Source organism: Methylobacterium sp. HJ2 (assembly GCF_056431005.1).
In genome coordinates, this window is sequence record NZ_JBWJYM010000002.1 from 719,529 (window position 1) to 736,807 (window position 17,279).

Annotated in this window: 14 protein-coding genes and 1 pseudogene; 8 read left to right on the top strand and 7 right to left on the bottom strand. The window is 66.9% G+C overall.

Features of this window, described 5'->3' with window-relative positions; all coding sequences use genetic code 11:
- Nucleotides 1–32 precede the first annotated feature (32 nt).
- Nucleotides 33–425: pseudogene (locus ACS5RC_RS08045) on the bottom strand (DUF6508 domain-containing protein).
- Nucleotides 426–691: 266 nt separating this feature from the next.
- Here ACS5RC_RS08045 and ACS5RC_RS08050 point away from each other — a divergent pair.
- Nucleotides 692–2,230 carry a sensor domain-containing diguanylate cyclase gene (locus ACS5RC_RS08050; RefSeq protein ID WP_478343295.1) on the top strand — a complete coding sequence of 513 codons (1,539 nt, stop codon included), beginning with the start codon at nucleotides 692–694 and terminating at the stop codon, nucleotides 2,228–2,230.
- A gap of 89 nt (nucleotides 2,231–2,319) precedes the next feature.
- Here the strand turns inward: ACS5RC_RS08050 and ACS5RC_RS08055 are convergent, their stop codons facing one another.
- Together ACS5RC_RS08055 and ACS5RC_RS08060 are read right to left on the bottom strand one after the other, a co-directional pair.
- A complete protein-coding gene (locus ACS5RC_RS08055) occupies nucleotides 2,320–2,736 on the bottom strand; it encodes a hypothetical protein (protein ID WP_478343296.1) in 417 nt (138 codons plus the stop codon).
- Between the two features lie 117 nt (nucleotides 2,737–2,853).
- Entirely contained in the window at nucleotides 2,854–4,473 is a 1,620-nt protein-coding gene (locus ACS5RC_RS08060; RefSeq protein WP_478343297.1) for a methyl-accepting chemotaxis protein, read from the bottom strand.
- A 271-nt stretch (nucleotides 4,474–4,744) separates the two neighbouring features.
- On the opposite strand from ACS5RC_RS08060, the gene ACS5RC_RS08065 reads away from it, so the two are divergent.
- The 5 genes from ACS5RC_RS08065 (at nucleotide 4,745) to ACS5RC_RS08085 (ending at nucleotide 10,010) form a co-directional block, all read left to right on the top strand.
- The gene (locus ACS5RC_RS08065; RefSeq protein WP_478343298.1) at nucleotides 4,745–5,383 is read left to right on the top strand and encodes a glutathione S-transferase family protein; all 639 of its coding nucleotides are present in this window, start codon (nucleotides 4,745–4,747) and stop codon (nucleotides 5,381–5,383) included.
- A gap of 455 nt (nucleotides 5,384–5,838) precedes the next feature.
- Nucleotides 5,839–6,105 carry a DUF485 domain-containing protein gene (locus ACS5RC_RS08070; protein ID WP_478343299.1) on the top strand — a complete coding sequence of 89 codons (267 nt, stop codon included), beginning with the start codon at nucleotides 5,839–5,841 and terminating at the stop codon, nucleotides 6,103–6,105.
- A 15-nt stretch (nucleotides 6,106–6,120) separates the two neighbouring features.
- Nucleotides 6,121–7,665 carry a cation/acetate symporter ActP gene (gene actP / locus ACS5RC_RS08075; RefSeq protein ID WP_478343300.1) on the top strand — a complete coding sequence of 515 codons (1,545 nt, stop codon included), beginning with the start codon at nucleotides 6,121–6,123 and terminating at the stop codon, nucleotides 7,663–7,665.
- Between the two features lie 28 nt (nucleotides 7,666–7,693).
- Nucleotides 7,694–8,326 carry a glutathione S-transferase family protein gene (locus tag ACS5RC_RS08080; protein WP_478343301.1) on the top strand — a complete coding sequence of 211 codons (633 nt, stop codon included), beginning with the start codon at nucleotides 7,694–7,696 and terminating at the stop codon, nucleotides 8,324–8,326.
- Nucleotides 8,327–9,095: 769 nt separating this feature from the next.
- Nucleotides 9,096–10,010, top strand: a complete 915-nt coding sequence (locus ACS5RC_RS08085; protein ID WP_478343302.1) for an alpha/beta hydrolase — start codon at nucleotides 9,096–9,098, stop codon at nucleotides 10,008–10,010.
- A 553-nt stretch (nucleotides 10,011–10,563) separates the two neighbouring features.
- Here the strand turns inward: ACS5RC_RS08085 and ACS5RC_RS08090 are convergent.
- The 4 genes from ACS5RC_RS08090 to ACS5RC_RS08105 form a co-directional block, all read right to left on the bottom strand.
- A complete protein-coding gene (locus ACS5RC_RS08090) occupies nucleotides 10,564–11,349 on the bottom strand; it encodes an SDR family oxidoreductase (protein WP_478343303.1) in 786 nt (261 codons plus the stop codon).
- Between the two features lie 420 nt (nucleotides 11,350–11,769).
- On the bottom strand, nucleotides 11,770–12,828 hold the full coding sequence (locus ACS5RC_RS08095; protein ID WP_478343304.1) for an SDR family oxidoreductase: 1,059 nt from the start codon (nucleotides 12,826–12,828) through the stop codon (nucleotides 11,770–11,772).
- Nucleotides 12,829–13,002: 174 nt separating this feature from the next.
- Nucleotides 13,003–13,332: an FmdB family zinc ribbon protein gene (locus tag ACS5RC_RS08100; protein ID WP_478343305.1), complete on the bottom strand. Its 330-nt coding sequence runs from the start codon at nucleotides 13,330–13,332 to the stop codon at nucleotides 13,003–13,005.
- Between the two features lie 98 nt (nucleotides 13,333–13,430).
- Nucleotides 13,431–14,585, bottom strand: coding sequence for a glutathione-independent formaldehyde dehydrogenase (locus tag ACS5RC_RS08105; protein WP_478343306.1), 1,155 nt, complete (start codon nucleotides 14,583–14,585; stop codon nucleotides 13,431–13,433).
- A 325-nt stretch (nucleotides 14,586–14,910) separates the two neighbouring features.
- Here ACS5RC_RS08105 and ACS5RC_RS08110 point away from each other — a divergent pair, with 325 nt between their 5' ends.
- The gene (locus ACS5RC_RS08110; RefSeq protein ID WP_478343307.1) at nucleotides 14,911–15,519 is read left to right on the top strand and encodes an aldehyde dehydrogenase family protein; all 609 of its coding nucleotides are present in this window, start codon (nucleotides 14,911–14,913) and stop codon (nucleotides 15,517–15,519) included.
- 43 nt (nucleotides 15,520–15,562) lie between these two features.
- Complete coding sequence (locus ACS5RC_RS08115; RefSeq protein WP_478343308.1) at nucleotides 15,563–17,257, top strand: FAD-dependent oxidoreductase; 1,695 nt, start codon at nucleotides 15,563–15,565, stop codon at nucleotides 17,255–17,257.
- Nucleotides 17,258–17,279 lie beyond the last annotated feature (22 nt).

A 17,279-nucleotide genomic window follows, 5' to 3' on the forward strand; every position in this document is an offset into this window, starting at 1 on the left:
CCTGTCCGACACGCGCGAACGAGCGTGCGCATTTAATTGCGGGATCGCTCCAGAAGCACGGCGATGCGCTCAAGCACACGCGTGAGCAGGCCCTTCTCGAACCAGCCGTTCAGACCACCTTCGATGAACCGGTCTTGGCGCAGGCATACGGTGAGGACGCGCGCGAGATCGACCTAGTCAGCGCATGCCAGGGCGATCTCATCGTTCAGGAGCCGCTCGGCTTCGGGGCTGGCAAGCCATTCCATCCAGTGGAAGTCCCGCACCCAGCCATATCTGTAAGCATCCTGCAGGAATGCCGCTGCTTCCGGGCCAAGGGTGAAGTAGCCCATCACCCTGACGCCCTCGCGTGCAGTCTGCGATGCGGTCCAGGAGCCGAACACGAAGCCTGGGGCGGTGAAGATGGGTAAGTAGCGAGCAAGAGCCACGAGTGCAGCGCGCGGGTGCTTGGCCTTGTCGGGATCGTGGAAGACCGGCTCGGGGTTTGATTGCGGGTCAGATGGGGAGATGACGCTCTCCTAGTGTGCTTGGCCGTTGGAGACGTCAGAGCTCCCCCCTTGCCGCGTCAAGAGTCGGGCGCAAAGGCCTATCCCCCACTTCGCCCCTTCCTCGAGCCGCCGGCGAAATGACCGGTTAAGCCGGGCCATGCCAGAAGGGAGCATGCCTGACCGAACAGGCTGGCGCGGGATCGCTAATGCCTCTGCACCGCCTCCGCCGCCGCCTGAATGCTGCCCGTGCCGGGATCGCCCTCGGCATCCTGGCGCCCCTCGGCATGGTCGTGGTGTCCGGCGTCATGCTGGTCGATCTGCGGCAGGATGCCTGGGATAAGGCCGAGCAGACCTCCAGAAACCTGCTGCAGGTCCTGGAGCGCGACATCGCCCGCAACATCGAGCTGTACGACCTCTCGCTCCGCGGGGCCGTCGACAACCTGCGCGCCCCTGGCGTCGCGCAACTCGATCCCGAACTGCGCCAGCTCGTCCTGTTCGACCGCGCCACCACCGCCCGCGACATGGGCGTAATGCTCATCCTCGACGAGCGCGGCGACATCTCCGCCGACCTCGACGCGGTGCCACCGCGCAAGGGCAACTATGCCGACCGGGACTACTTCCGTGTCCACAAGGCACGGGCCGACCTCGGCCTATTCATCGGCCAGCCGCTGGTCTCACGCCTGACGGGCGAGCGGATGCTCCCGTTCAGTCGTCGCATCAACAAGCCCGACGGCTCGTTCGGCGGTGTGGTGCTGGGCAGCGTGAAGCTGTCCTACTTCGCGCGCCTGTTCGGCCAGATCAGCCTCGGGCACGACGGCGCGATCAACCTGTATCTGCGCGATGGCACGCGCATCATGCGCCAGCCCTATGTCGAGGCGGACATCGGCAGGAACATCGCAGGCGCTGCGACCTTCCAGCGGTTTGTGCGCGAGCGCAGCGGCACCTTCGTCGGCATCTCGGCCCGGGACGGGATCGAACGGCACTACAGCTTCACCCAGGTGGGTGACCTGCCGCTCGTCCTGAACGTGGCGCTGTCCACCGAAGAGATCGAGGCGGAGTGGCGCTCGAAGGCGCTCGTCATCGGCAGCGTGGTGCTGTTGCTCTGCGGGCTGACCATCGCCCTGTCGCTGCTGTTCGGGCGCGAGCTGCGCCGTCGGACGGCGATGCAGGCCGAACTCGCCCTGCTGTCGCGAACGGATGGGCTGACGGGCCTGCCGAACCGCCGCGCCTTCGAGGAAAGCTTCGCGCAGGCGTCGGCCAGCTCGTGCCGCGGCCGTCCGCCCTCCCTGCTCATCGTCGATGCCGACCACTTCAAGCGTTACAACGACCGCTACGGTCATCAGATCGGCGACGAGGTGCTGAAGGGTTTGGCGCGCTGCCTCTCTGGAAGCGTGCACCGCCCTGAGGACCTCGTTTGCCGGATCGGCGGCGAGGAGTTCGCGCTGCTTCTGCCCGACACCGACGAGGCGGGAGCCCTTCGCATCGCGGAGACGGTTCACGCCAAGGTGGCGAGCTTGTCGATCGCTTCGGCTGGGATCGGAGCAGGAGCGGTGACGGTCAGCATCGGATTGGCGAGCGCTGTATCGGCCAGGGAACCGGATGCGGTGCTGACGGAGCTGTACCGCCGTGCCGATGCTGCGCTCTACGAGGCCAAGGCTGGCGGACGGAACCAGACCAGATGCGCGCCACCGAGGGCGGCTCCTGTAGGTCCGCAGAAGCGCCTGCTGCAGTTGGTGAGCGCCTGACTGCACGTGATCCCGACATCCGCCAGGACGATGGGGCGATACCCCTGTTCACGCTGAACCTGGTGTCAGATTATTCCGCTGTTCGCCTGTTAACGGGACTCCGGGTCAGGTGATCCCTGCAGCTTGGCCGAGGATCGGCGTTGCTCGGTATCTGCTTCCGCGGCGGCTTGATTGAGGCCCCCCTGAATAACCTGCAAAACCACCTGCGGTGCGGCCGCCGGCGTCTCGCTGGCAAAAATCCCTTTGATGATGGTTGCAACACCAGCGCCCGATCCAGGGGGATCAAACCCATCGGCAACTGCCAGCGCTTCCTGTTTGATCACCTCGGCATCGATCAGCCCAATTTTCGTCAGCTCCCGCAGAAGAAGCGTACAGAGGACGGTGTTGGCACGCATTTGATCGAACAAGGCCTGCAGGGCAGGCCCAGACCCATCGAAGAATTTACCGAGGGCCTGAAGTAGGGGCTCCAGGTCGCGTTCGGTCAGGGGTCGGTCGGGACCGGACATGGCGTTCCTCGTGCTGCCTCAAGTCCAGCTTCGATGCGACCGACACTCCATCGCATAGGGATGGCAGCATTGGACTTGGGGGAGAGTGCCGTGACCGATGTGCCTCCCTGAGAGCCCTCAGATCCGGTAACGCTCGGCCAGAGCCATCAGGGCCTGGGCGAGCTCGGTGAGGTTCGCGGAGGCGGTCTCGACCTCGCGGGTGCCCACGGCGGTCTGCTGGCTCGCCTGCCGGATGTTCTGGAGGGCGCCCGTCACCTGCTCGATCCCGAGCTGCTGCTGGTTTGTCGAGGCGACGATCTGCTGGAAGGTCTGGGCATTCTCCTCCACCCGCGCTGCCATCTCCTCGATGGTCCGCTGCGTGGCATCGGATCGCGTCTTGCCGGTGGCAGCCCGCTTCACCGCCTCCTCGGTCAGCATCACCGAGGTGTTGATGCCGCGCTGGATCTCGCCGAGGATCGTCCGCACCTGCACGGTTGCGGCCTTGGCCTGGTCGGCGAGCTGCTTCATCTCGGCGGCGACCACCGCAAACCCGCGTCCACTCTCACCCGCGGCGGCTGCGGTGATGGCGGCGTTGAGCGCGAGCAGGTGGGTGCGCTCCGAAACGTCATCGACGGTCTCGATGATGTCGCCGATCGTCTGGGTCCTCTCCGAGAGCGCCACGATGTTGCCGGCCACCGTCTCGCCCTGCTCGCGGATCGCGTCCATGGCCTTGGCGGTCTCGGTGGCGGCCCGCAAGCCCGTGCGCGCCGTCTGAGCCGTGGCTTGGGCGGTAGCGATCACCTCGTTGGCACGCTTGGTGATCTGCGCGCCCGAATGCGTGATCTCGTCCAGCGTCGCGGCGGTCTCCTGCACGGCAGCGAACTGCTCCTCCACCGAAGCGGCCTGCTGCTGCGCGGAGGCGCGGATCTCGGCGGCGGCGGCACTGAGATCATTGGTGGCCGCGCAGTTGGTGCGGGCAAGCTCGACCAGCCCGGCTGTCATCGTGTTCAACGTCATCCCGAGCCGGCCGACTTCGTTCCGGCTTGTGGCCACGACGCGGCCAGTGAGGTCGCCGGTACCGATCCGCTCGACGAAGGCGGCGACACCCAAAAGCGGTCGCACGATCAGGCGGTTGATGGCGATGCTGATCCCGAAACATATTAGAAGCGTGAGCAGGCTGCCGATCCATAGGGTCAGGCTCGCGTTGCTGCGTGCGCGGGCGAGGCGCTCGTTCTGAGCCACGCGGTTGGTCTCTTCCACGCTCTCGATCCCGGCGAGCCTCTCTCGGAAGGTATCGAACAGCTGCTTGCCTGATCCGTCCGCCTCGATGCGGATGGCCTCGGGCCGGGTTGCCGGATCTGCGGCACGACGAACCGCGGCCTCGCCGATGTCGGTCTGCCATGTGCGAGCGGCTGCGATGGCATCGGCGAGCAGGCGCGAGGTGACGGCGTCTTTACCGATCAGGAGGCTGAGGCGGTTGATCGCCTCATCCAGGGCCGGCCGACCGGCTTTATAGGGTTCGAGGCTGGCCTCGCGACCGGTCAGCAGATAGCCGCGCAGCCCGGTCTCCTGATTGAGCATCGCACTTCGGAGCTCGCCGAGGCCGCGGATGATCTGGCTCGAACGGCCGCGCGCTTCAGTTGCCTCGTCCAGTTGCCCGAGGGCGAACAGGACCGCACCGCTGCTGAGGGCCGACACGAGGGCGATGACGCCGATCGCGCCTCCCAGGGACCGGTTGAGGCCAAACGAGTTCGGCATGCTTTGGGGGCCCCTTAAAACAGGCTTCGGGGAGCGCTGTGCGATCCAGCAGGATGAGCGTCAAGGACCGGCGCAGGAAGCCTGGATCGGCCCGCAATTAATTGCGCGGCGAGCCATGCGGACCGAAGGCGAGCTCCCGCGGCCAGTTCGCGGTGAAGCGGCCTCGAACGAGATGCTGGGCTTGGCGTTACCCGTCGCGAACACCGCGATCAGATCACCATCCGGGCGCTGACGGTCGGGTGTGGCATGCGCGAAGGCGGGGGCGGTTTGGATGAAGCTGTACTGGGGGCCGCACACCTGCGCGATCGGCATCCACATTCTCCTGGAGGAGATCGGCAAGCCCTACGACGCAGAGAAGATCGACGTTGCGGGTGGCGCGACACACGAGGCCTGGTTCCAGGCGGTCAACCCCAAGGGGAAGGTGCCGACGCTCGTGCGCGACGATGGCTCGGTCCTGACCGAGTACGGCGCCATCGCGACGTGGCTGGCGCGTACGAACCCTGATGCTCGCCTCATCCCAACCGACGCCGAGGCCGAAGCGCGGGCGCTCGAGATCATGGACTACACGGTCGGCACCCTGCACCTCCAGGGCTTCGGCCGGATCTTCAAGCCGGCACTCTACGAGCCGCAGGACACCGTGCACCAGACGCTGAAGCTCGGTCAGGGTACGGTGAAGGAGCAGGGCCGCGAGATGGTCGAGCAGGCGCTCGGCATTCTCGATTGGCAGATGGCCGGTAAGCCCTACGCTGCCGGAGAGACCTTCACGATCGCCGACAGCGCCCTGTTCTACGCCGAGCGCTGGGCACCCCAGGTCGGGATCGACCTTCCCGCCAATCTCGCCCAGCACTTCGAGCGCGTGGCAGCGCGGCCGGCGGTTCAGCGTGTTCGCAAAATCTGGGGCGAGGCGTAAGGCTCAGGAGCCCGAGAGGGGTGCGCCAGCCCTCCAGAAAACTCGTCCGCATGAGGATTTCCGAGTCGGTGGCGGGCGGCCCCACGGGGGGCGTTGAGGAATAGGGGCAAAGCCGAAAACCACCCAGGCGTGTCGGGGTTTTTTTACGCCCACGATCACTCTCCTATCCGGCTCCGATTTCACCTTGCCTATGTGCATGAAGAGAAAAGCATTTCCCGGTCAATGGAGGTCGGATGTGACCCCCGCAAACCCCGCAAAAACGGGGGTCAGAAACCCGTCCACAAACCCGTCCTGGGCGGCTGTCGAAGGACCTGCGCGAGGGTAATTTATGCGTGCCTGAAGAGCCCTGATCCGCGCAATTAATTGCAGATCGCTCTCGGCAAGGCGAACGCGGCTCGCACGCTGGCATGGGCGATGCAGAGTCCACGGCTCGATCGTCGAGATGCCGGTTACCCGTGACCCCTTTGAAGCCTGCGCCGTCGGCTGAGCCACTCGCACTGGGATTGGCTCTGCTGTGTCTGCTCGCAACCGCCTTCTTCGGCTTCATCGCTCTCTGCGCCTTCGCCCCAGCTTGGATCGCGGCTCCCCTCGTGGCCGGCGGTAGCATCAACGCTGCGTTCATGCTGGGCCTTGGGGTGATCGCGCTGGGGGTCGTTCTCACCGGCCTCTATGTCGTCGTCGCAAACCGCGCCGAGGCACGTGCTGCGCGGCCGCGCGTCTGATCGCGAGGAGAACTCATGAACCTCGTCGCCATCGGCCTCTTCCTCGCCTTCGTAGCACTCACCCTTTGGATCACGTGGTGGGCTGCGCAGCGCACCCGCTCCGCTCGGGATTTCTACGCGGCCGGTGGACGGATCACTGGTTTTCAGAACGGGCTCGCCATTGCGGGCGACTTCATGTCGGCCGGCGCCTTTCTGGGTCTCACCGGGCTCGTCGTCGCCAATGGGTTCGATGGATTGATCTACGCGGTGGGCTACACGACCGGCATGCCGATCGTCGTCTTCCTGCTGGCTGAGCGCCTGCGTAGGCTCGGACGCTTCACCTTCACGGATGTGGTCTGCACGCGCCTCGCCGAGCGCCCGATCCGCATTTTCGCGGCCTGCGCCTCGCTGGTCGTGGTGGCCTTCTACCTCATCGCCCAGATGGTCGGCGCCGGCCAGCTCATCCAGCTCCTGTTCGGGCTCGACTACCTCTACGCCGAGTTCGTCGTCGGCATCCTCATGATTTGCTACGTGATGTTCGGCGGCATGGTCGCCACCACCTGGGTGCAGATCGTCAAGGCGGTGCTCCTGCTGATCGCCGGCTTCACGATCGGTGGCTTGGTGCTGGCGCGGTTCGGCTTCGATCTCGGCGCGATCCTGGCGCGGGCTGCGGCTGTGCATCCGAAGGGAACGGCTATCCTCGCACCCCAGTTTCCCGCCAAGGACCCGCTCTCGGCCTTCTCGCTTGGCCTTGCCCTGATGCTCGGGACAGCGGGCCTGCCCCACATCCTGATGCGCTTCTTCACGGTACCGGACGCACGCGCGGCGCGTACCTCGGTGTTCTGGGCAGCGGCCTTCATGAACGCGTTCTTCGCGCTGGTCTTCCTGCTCGGGTTCGGCGCCCTGGCGTTGACCGCGGGCAATCCGGCCTATGTCGATGCCACAGGTGCCCTCAGGGGGGGCGGCAACATGGCCGCGATCCATCTCAGCCACGCGGTCGGCGGCGATGCCATGATGGGCTTCGTCTCGGCGGTGGCCTTTGCGACGATCCTAGCCGTGGTCGCCGGCCTCACCCTCGCCGGTGCCTCGGCCGTCAGCCACGATCTCTATGCGAGCGTCCTGCAACGTGACCATGCCGATGAAGCCAAGGAGGTTCGGGTTTCACGTATCGCGACCTTCGCGCTCGGCTTGGTGGCGATCGGGCTCGGCATCGCCTTCAAGGGGCAGAACGTCGCCTACATGGTCAGCCTCGCCTTCGCGATCGCCTGCTCCTCGACCTTCCCGGTTCTGATCCTGGCGCTCTACTGGCGTGGGCTGACGACGCTGGGTGCGGTCGCAGGCGGCACGGTCGGTCTCTTGGGCGCACTCGGGCTCACGGTTCTGGGGCCACCCGTCTGGGTGAAGGTTCTGGGTCATGCCGCGCCGCTCTTCCCACTCGATCCACCGGCGCTCGTCACCCTGCCCCTCGCCTTCGCGACATGCTGGCTGGTGTCCCAACTGGATCATAGCCGTCAGGGCGAAACAGACCGGATGCGCTTCGACGGGCAAATTGGTTCTGCCGTTGCGCAGCCGGCCGAGTAGCGCATCCTGCAGTTCAGAGCGGGCGAATATGTACCAGCTGATCAGTGCGACCCCGAGCCCGTACGCACGCAAGGTGCGGATCGCACTCGCCGAGAAGGGCTTGCCGTTCGAGCTTTTGACGGAGGTACCCTGGGACTCGAGTACGAGCCTGCCGAAGCACAACCCGCTCGAGAAACTGCCCGTCCTGCTCCTGCCCGATGGGAGCAGCGTCTATGAGTCGAGCTACATCCTGCAGTATCTTGAGCTGAAGCATCCCGAGACGCCACTGTTGCCGGCCGATGTCGAAGGCAAGCTGGCAGCGCGCAAGCTCGAGGTTTTGTGCGACGGCGTCTGCGACGCTCTCGTGCTCACCTTCTTCGAGCGGCAGCGCGCGGAGGGTGTGAGTGCGCCTTGGCTCGCGCGACAGCGTCGCAAGATCGAGGGCGGCCTTGCCGAGATCGCGCGCCTGGTCGGAGCCCAGCAATGGGCGGTCGGTGAGGGCTTCAGCTTGGGAGATATCGCGGCCGGGACGGTGGTCGGCTACCTCTCGGTCCGGTTCGCGGAACTCCCTTGGCGTGATCTCCATCCCAACTTGGCGGCGTTAAGCGATCGCCTGGAACAGCGGCCGTCTTTCCGCACCTCTGTCCCCTATGCCCAAGCAATCACAGATCGCGTCGTGTAGGCCGAAGGTGACCGGCTACGCCTCGGCCGTGACGTGGCTGGTGCATATGAGTCCGACGTCCGCGTCAAACCCGTCCAATTTCGTGATGTCCACCTAGCCCAGCGGGCAGGGCGCCACGGGAGTGTGAGGGGGATTTGGGTGGGTGAAAGGGGCCTAGAAAATGGCTCGGCGTGTCGGGGTTTTGCTTGCCGCGTCCGCTCTCGTATCCGGGCTCGCTATCGCCGTAGCTATGTAATTGGGTTACAAAAGATTTACCCGCAGATGGCTGTCGGGAATTTCGCCCGCAACTCCTCCCAAAACGGGCTCGGGAAACCTGTCCAGGCCGTGTTCGGATCTGCCGCGCCAAGCGCGTTTTCATGGCCTTTCGGCCTCGTACCGAACCCACGATGCTCCTGCCCTCAGGCACATCTCTCATCATGACCGACCTGCTCCATCCCAGGCCTATCGCTTCCGACGATTCAGCGTGTGGACAATCCCACCTACGGGCCGCTTCGCAGTTCGGGAGCCAGCCTTGAGAAGCTCCGGAATGCGTTCGCTGCGGCCGGCGTGACCGTCAGCGGAGACGGCGGCCGGGGAGGCGTCTGTCTCGATGTTCAGTCACGGACACGCAGTGATCAACCTGTGTGAGCCATAGCTGCGAACATCCCCGAGACCAGGGGCGGAGTCGGGATCCGATTTCGAGAGCGAGCAGTTTATGACGCGAGGCGAGCAAAACGCTGAGACTAAAGCGCAGGCGGCCTGTCTGAATCTCGGAGAACCGTCAAAAGACATGAGCCGCGACTGCGTCATCATCGGCATCCATGGCTTGGCGAACAAGCCACCGGTCGATGAGAAGACCCGCTGGTGGAAAGCGGCCATGGCCGAAGGGTTGGCCCGGAACGAGGGACTGGCCGACCCACAATTCGCCTTCGCGTTCATCTACTGGGCGGACCTGCGCTACGACACCCCGCTCTCGGGGGACGACAACCGCGAACCCTACGAGCCGTACGACGGCTCCGGGCCGCTGACGGCGGGTGCGGAAGCGCCGTCCGCGACCGCCAAGGACGTGCTGGCGCCGGTCTACGCCGGCATCGACGCAGTCGAAGAGGCGACTGGCGTCACACTCCTGGACGACCTGATCTTGGAGCACCGCTTCGACGACCTGTGGCACTACCATGGCGAACGCGATTTCGCTCGGCAGGTCCGGGCAAGGCTGGCCGAGCGCCTGCGGGCGTTTCAAGACCGGCGCATCCTGCTCGTCGCACACTCCATGGGTTCCGTCGTCGCGTACGACGTGCTCCGGCAAATCGAGGGTGAGGATCCGTCAGTGCGGATCGAGCATCTCGTCACCGCGGGCGCTCCCCTGGGGCTTGCCAAGGTGAAGCTGACGTTCGAGGCCGAGCACGGGACCTTGCGGGTGCCGAACAACGTCTCAGCCTGGACGAACCTTGCCGATGGCGAGGACATCGTCGCGGTCATGGGGGCCTTGGGAGCGGATTACGGGCCCAGCGACACCGGCGTGCGTGTCGATGACCGGCGCGTCGTGAACGCCTACCGGCGATCCGGTGGCGAGCCGAACCCGCACAAATCCTACGGCTACCTTCGGACGCCGGAATTCTCACGGATTGCCCGTGCCTATGTCAGCACGGAAGGGACACCTCCGCCCGTGACGCGCAGCCTTTTCCGCTGGCCATGGCAAGCCTGAATCGGAACCTGTCACGGCCGTCGTCGGGCCCGGGCCGCCATCAATCGATCTGCGCCTCCGCCCGCGGTGGGAAATGAGCGGACGGACCGCACGCGACCCAACGACGCCATAGCCAAGCTTCTTCCGGGTCCTCGGAAGCGGTCGTTTGTGTTGAACGACAGCTCGGTCAGGCCCGGCTGGCAGCACGGCATGGTGCTTCAGCCCGTGCCCGCCTTCACGGTGCCGGTGAGGCCTTGCGCTTCAGGGACCGAGGCTCTCCGGCGGGCAGGCGCATCGGGCGGGCCAGGTGTCGCGGCGTGCCAAGCCGCCTCCGCCCCGCCGATCGACCGCGCCCCCTCGGTCGCGCTGAGGGTGCGACAGCGCGGCATTCTTCCTCGGCCGGTGGGCATAGGGCTTCGGGGGGCCCGCCGGTCATGCAGGCCTGCGCGTTGTGGCCGAAGGCTGTCTCCGGCGCCCGACCAGGGTGCGTGGGCGGACCCGCACGCCGAACGGCTTCGGCTTCAGGGCCGGGGACGCCGAGAAGGCGTTGACCGCGGCCCTGCTTGCCTGGTCCTCAGAGGCCGCGGATGAGGCCGCCGTCGATCCGGATCTTGGCCCCGGTCACATAGGAGGCGCGCTCGCTGGCCAGGAAGGTCACGACGTCCGCGAACTCCTCCGGCCTGCCGTAGCGGCCCGCCGGGATCGCCGCGATGGCCGACTTTGCGACATCGTCGCGCGTCGTTCCCGTCCGGGCGGCCGCGGCGTCGTCGAGCTGGTCGACGCGCTCCGTGTGGATGCGGCCGGGCAGCACCACGTTCACCGTCACGCCCTGGCTCGCGACCTCGGCGGCGAGCGTCTTCGACCAGCCGACAACGGCGGCACGCACGGCGTTGGAGACCACCAGCCGCGGGATCGGCTGCTCGACGCCTGAGGAGGCAATGGTGACGATGCGGCCCCAGCCGCGCTCGGTCATCAGCGGGAGCAGGCCCTGCACGAGGTGGAACAGGTTGGCCGCCATCGCCTCGAAGTGCACGAGCCAGTCCCCCCGGCCCGTGTCCCGTGCCTCCCCGGGCGGCGGGCCGCCGGAATTGCCGATCAGGATATCCACGCCTCCGCGCTCGCGCAGCGCCCCCACCAGGGTGTCGACCGTGGCGACGTCCGAGAGGTCGACGGTGATCGCCTCGACCCGTCCCCGCTGGTCCGGGGGCAGGGCCTCGATCCAGCCGGCGAGCGCTCCGGCGTTGCGGGCGGCCGCCACGACGGTCGCCCCCTCCTGCAGCAACGTCCGGGCAATCGCGGCGCCGAGCCCGCGGCTTGCCCCGACCACCAGGGCCCGCTTACCAGCCAGTCCAAGATCCATCTTCCATCCTCCGGTCAGGTCGCGAATGAAACGCCTGAGAGGCGGGTGCCTCCGGCCTGCCAGGTTCGCGTCGGTCAGCCGCGCGCATTCAACATCGGGACGCCGCGCTGGTGCCAGGCCGGATGGGCAGGAGGAACGTCGCCGGCCGCGTCGCGCCGTGCGCCCTGTCCGGCTGAGAGGCTCCAACCCAGCGCACCGATGGCCTCGATGCGCTGCTCCTCGTCGCGCGCCCCCACCACGATGCTGGCACTTGGACACCCTTGTCGCCCAGCGCAAGCGCCGGCGACCGGGTCAGGTTCGTCGCGGCCCCCGTGGCGGCGTTGGAGACGCTCATGGTCCGATCGTCGGCGATGCCAGGGGACGACCCGCTTCTCGAAGCGGGGCATGTTCGGCCTCCGTCCTGACGGGCGATGCAGGATCTCAGGCGACGGGCGGAATGACCTTCAGGTCGCTCAGCTGCCGGAACTGGTTCCGGAACATGTCCTCGGTGTCGATGCAGGCATGGAAGCCGGCCTGACGAGCCTTGATCGTGCTGCTGATGTTGTCGAAGCCGCTGGCGAAGATGAAGTCGCCGAACGGCCACGAGGCCACCTTGTCGTAGGGGATCGGCTGCAATCCGTAGCGCTCGGTCATCCTGTCCCAGAGCGGCCGCTTGTCGGCCATGTAGGTCGCCAGCGGCATCGGGACCGGATCGGCCCACGCCATGCCGAACAGGCGTGCGATCCGCGGCCACATGTGCTGCCAGCGGAAATAGTCGCCGTTGGTGATGTTGAAGATCTCGTTTCGCGCAGCGGGCGCCGTCCCGGCCCAGTCGGTGGCCTCGGCCAGGATCTCGGCCGAGCTGACCTGATAGAGGGCCCTGTAGGCGGCCTCGGTCCCGGGGAAGCGAAGCGGGATGCCGAGCTCCTTCGAGATGGCCGCATAGACGGCGATGACGGTGAGCAGGTTCATCGGGTTGCCGATGGCGAAGCCGCAGACCGCCTCGGGCCGGAGAGCCGTGAACGACCAGTCCTTCCCCTTCCGGCGCTCGCGCAGGAGATCCTCCTGGTCATAGTAGAAGTTCGGCGGCATCAGGCGCGGGTCGTCCTCGCGGGCGGGCGTCTTGAACGGGCCGAGATCGGAGCCGTAGGCCTTGCCGCCCTGGTAGAGCGTGACGTGCCGCAGGCCCGGCGAGGTCTCCTCGACGACGTCGAGCAGGTTGCGCAGGATCGCGACGTTGACGGTGCTCTTTTCTGCCGGGGTCGGCTTCTCGATGTAGGCCCCGAACACGATGTGGGTGACGTCGCGGACGCCGCCGAGGCTCTGCCGGACCCGTGCGGGGTCGAGCAGGTCGAAGGAGACGGCTTCGACGTTCGGGATGGACGGCTCGGTCCGACGGGAGAGACCCAGCACCGTCGTGTCGGGCTGCGCAGCGAGGCGGATGGCCGCCGCCCGACCGATGACGCCCTGGGCGCCGGCGACGAGGACTTTTCTCTGCATGATCGGCGGGTTCCTGTTTCCCGTAGGCTGGGGTTGCCGAGAGGCCCAAGACGCGACCGCATCGGGAGCCGGCCTGACCCAGGGGAAACGCTGCCTGCGTCGGCCGAGGTTCGCGGCCTCGACAATCGGGTCCAGGCTACGTCCCCGGGGCCGCTCCGGCGCCTCGGACGCTGCTCAACGCCCGCTCCGAGGCAGCGGGCCGTTCGACGAGAAGACGCGGCCGGTCGAGGACAGGGCACCCGGGATCGGCGACCGGCGCATGCAGCAGCCGCAGCCGGCGGGATGGGCCGCCGACGCCGAGCGCGAGTCGAGCGCGCTCGGCTCGGTGGCCGCGAAGGCGGCGCGGCCCCCCGCAGGGCCGCCGACGATGGCCGGTGCGCTCAGGAGTGTCCGGGTCGCCCCCGCGCCGCAATCCGGGCAGGCACACGGGTCCCGGAACTGCGCCATGGGCCGCAGGGTCGTGAACGGCCCGCACGCGTCGCAGGCGTAGGCGTAGATCGGCATGGCGTCCTCACGCGCGCGCCCGTCCGGCGCGATGGCGGCTCGACCGGGCGCGCGGCTGCCCGCCCGGCGTGGCACGGTGGCTGGGCGGGCCGGTCCGGTCAGGCGGCGGGCTTGAGGATCACCTTGGTCCAGCCCGCGTCGCGCGCGTCGAAGTGCCGGTAGGCCTTCGGGGCCTCTTTGAGCGGAAGCTCGTGCGAGACGATGAAGGCCGGCTTTGCGCGGCCGGTCGAGATGAGGTCGCGCAGCTGCCGGTTATAGGCCTTCACGTTGCACTGGCCGACGCCGATCGTCTGACCCTTGAACCAGAACAGGCCGTGGTCGAACACGATCTCGCCCTGCTTGTAGAGCGGGTCCTGCGGGGCCGGATCCTGGGGCGTGAAGACGCCGACCACGCCGATGCCGCCGGTGAACTTCACCGATTTGACCAGGTCGTTCATGGTCATGTTGGGGTGCTCGTGACCTTGCGGATCATGCGCCTGGTAGCCGACGCACTCGCAGCCGCGATCGGCCCCGATGCCGTTCGTCAGTTCGAGCACCTGATCCACCGGGGAGCCCTTGGAGTCGTCGATGGGCCGGGCGCCGATCGACTCCGCCAGGCGCAGCCGGTCGGGATGGCGATCGACGACCATCACCATGCAGGCGCCCTTGATCATCGCCGCGTGGGCCGCCATCAGGCCGACCGGGCCGGCCCCGTAGATGACGATCGACTCGCCGGGACGCAGCCCCGCAAGCTCGGTGGCGTGCCAGCCGGTCGGGAAGATGTCGGCCAGCATCACATACTCGTTCTGCCGCTCCTCGGCATCCGGGGGCAGCTTCAGGCAATTGTAGTCGCCGTAGGGGACGCGCAGCAGGTCGGCCTGCCCACCCCGATACGGCCCCATATCGGCGAAGCCGTAGGCGGCGCCGGCCATGTTCGGCAGGACGCTGCGATCGGCGGTGGTGAGGCAGAACGCGCTCAGGCCGCGCTCGCAGTTCTTGCAGAAGCCGCAGCCGATGTTGAAGGGGATGGCCACCCAGTCCCCGACCTTGACCCGATCGACGGCTTTGCCGATCTCGGCCACCTGGCCGAGGTTCTCATGCCCGAACACGCCCCCGCGCGGGAAATCGGTCCGGCCCTCGTACATGTGCAGGTCGGAGCCGCAGATGTTGGTGCTCGTGATTCGCACCAGCACGTCGGTCGGCCGCTCGATCCGCGCGTCGGGCACGTCCTGCACGGCGACGTCGCGGGGGCCATTATAGACGACTGCTCGCATCGCGCTCTCCTGACCTGAAGCTGTTTGTCAGGAATCACTAGCATACTCAGTCCGTCGCAATGATATAAGGATGATCTCTACGGTATTTCCCGTATCGCAGCGCGAGCTGATCAGCCGATGACACGAGTTCAGCGAGGCTTACGCTCAGGCTTCCACGCATCACGCGCCGTGTGAATTCTCTGCCCCCGTCAGCGCACGCGGTCGGCGGACCCCTCGACGGATGCGCCATTCAAGGTCGGAACTGACGCCGGTCAGGGCGCAGGCTCCGCACCGGCCCCAGTCTCACGTCTGCCAACGCCGCACGGTCCAAGACGAGGGTTGCCCCATGAACCCTGCATCGGTTCGGCAAGTCGCAGCCCCACAGCCCTATACGGACTTCGACCCACTCAAGGTGGGCAATCCTGAGGAATCCGACACGATGATCGGCCCGATCATCAACGAACAGCAGCTGAAAGGTCTGCGCCAGCGCATCGACGAGGCGCGCGCGTCCGGCGCACGACAGCTGGTGGGCGGAGAGGCACAGGGCCTCGTTCTGCCGCCCCATGTCTTCGCCGATGTCACCTCCGACATGCCGTTGGCGCGGAACGAGATCTTCGGCCCCGTCGCACCGGTCATGCGCGCCCGCGGCGAGGACGACGCGCTCAGACTTGCCAATGACTCGGAACATGGGTTGTCCGGAAGTGTCTTCACCCGCGATCTCGAACGCGGCGAGCGGTTTGCCCGGCGCCTTCAGATCGGCATGGTGCATATCAACGACCAGCCGGTCATCGATCTTCCGAACAGTCCATTCGGTGGCGAGAAGAATTCCGGGATCGGCCGCTTCAACGGCGCGTGGGTGATCGAGGCATTCACGACGGATCAGTGGCTCACCGTTCAGCATGCGCCGCGTCACCCGCCACTGGACGCGCGCTCGGTCAAGGGCGCCTGGGCGTGAGCGCCGCAAGACGACGTCTTCGAAACTGCGCTGAGGCTCGACCATGTCGATGATCGATAGCTGCCGCGACCAGATGTTCCCGAAACTGAGTCCTGCGGAAATCGGTCGTCTTCGTCGGTTCGGTCAAGAGCGGCATTACGCGGCCGGCGATGCGCTGTTCGTGACCGGCGACACCTCACCGGGCATGTTCGTCCTCGTGTCCGGCTCCGTGGAAGTCAGGCGCCACGACCCACTGGGGCATCTTGCGCCGATCACGACGCAGGACGCCGGCGAGTTCGTGGCTGAGGTGGGACAGTTGGCGGGCCGCGCGGCGCTCGTCGATGTCGTGGCCGTGAGCGACCTCGAGACCGTGCTGATCCCCTGCGAGAACCTTCGTGTGCTCCTGATTGCCGAAGCGGAACTCGGCGACAGGATCATGCGGGCCCTGATCCTGCGCCGGGTCGCATTGATCGAGACCGGCGCCGGCGGCCCGGTCCTGCTCGGGCCTGCCTTGAGCGGGGACATGATCCGGCTGGAGAACTTCCTGTCCCGGAACGCCTATCCGCACTCAGTGCTCGATCCCACCCAAGACCGTGATGCCGCCACGCTGGTCGAACAATATGACGCCAAGCCGGCGGACCTCCCCTTGTCGGTCTGTCCCAACGGCTCTGTACTCAAGAATCCCAGCGAGGCCGAGCTGGCACGCAGCCTGGGCATGACGCCGATCGATCAGCCCGGCCGCACCTATGACGTTGCCGTTATCGGCGCCGGCCCGGCCGGCCTCTCGACGGCTGTCTATGCCGCATCCGAAGGCCTGTCGGTCATCGTTCTCGAGGCCCACGCCTTCGGCGGCCAAGCTGGCGCAAGCGCACGGATCGAGAATTATCTCGGTTTTCCCATGGGCATTCCGGGCCAGGTCCTCACCGGCCGCGCCTGGGTCCAGGCGCAGAAATTCGGCGCGCATGTTGTCATTCCGAGCGAGGTCGTGAGGTTCGATTCCGCCAGCGATGGCCTCGGGCTCGAATTGTCCGACGGGCGCCGCATACACGCACGCAGCGCCGTCGTTGCCAGCGGCGCTCGTTACCGGCGGCCCGACATTCCGCATCTCCAGGCCTTCGAGGGTCATGGCGTCTGGTATTGGGCGTCCCCGATCGAAGCGCGCTTGTGCCAACGGCAGGAGGCCATCCTGGTGGGCGGCGGCAACTCCGCGGGGCAGGCCGCCGTCTTCCTGCGCGATTTTGCGGCCAAGGTGTGGATGCTGGTGCGCGGGCCCAGCTTGGCGGACAGCATGTCCCGCTATCTCATCGACCGGATCGAGGCCACGGAGAACATCGAGGTCCTGACCGAGACGGAGATCGTCTCGGTTTCGGGATCGGCGGAGCGGCAATTGGAGCGCGTGCGCTGGCGGCACAGGCCGACCGGAGAGGAGACGGAGAAGCCGATCCGCAATGTCTTCCTGATGATCGGTGCCGATCCTGCGACCGGCTGGCTGAAGGGCTCCGGGATCGCCCTCGATCAGAAGCAGTTCATCCGAACGGGCACCCGTGATCCGGCGCAAGACGCCGGTGCGGGGGGGCCATCAGGGCGTCCGCTTCCCCTCGAATCGAGCATCCCCGGCGTCTTCGCGGTGGGCGACGTCCGCTCGGGCTCCGTCAAGCGCGTCGGCGGCGCAATCGGAGAGGGTGCGGCCGTTGTGGCGCAACTGCACACCGTTCTCTCGGATGCGGCCGCCGAGAACCGGGGCCGCCGAACGGGATAGCGCCGTCTCCCACGCCCTACGG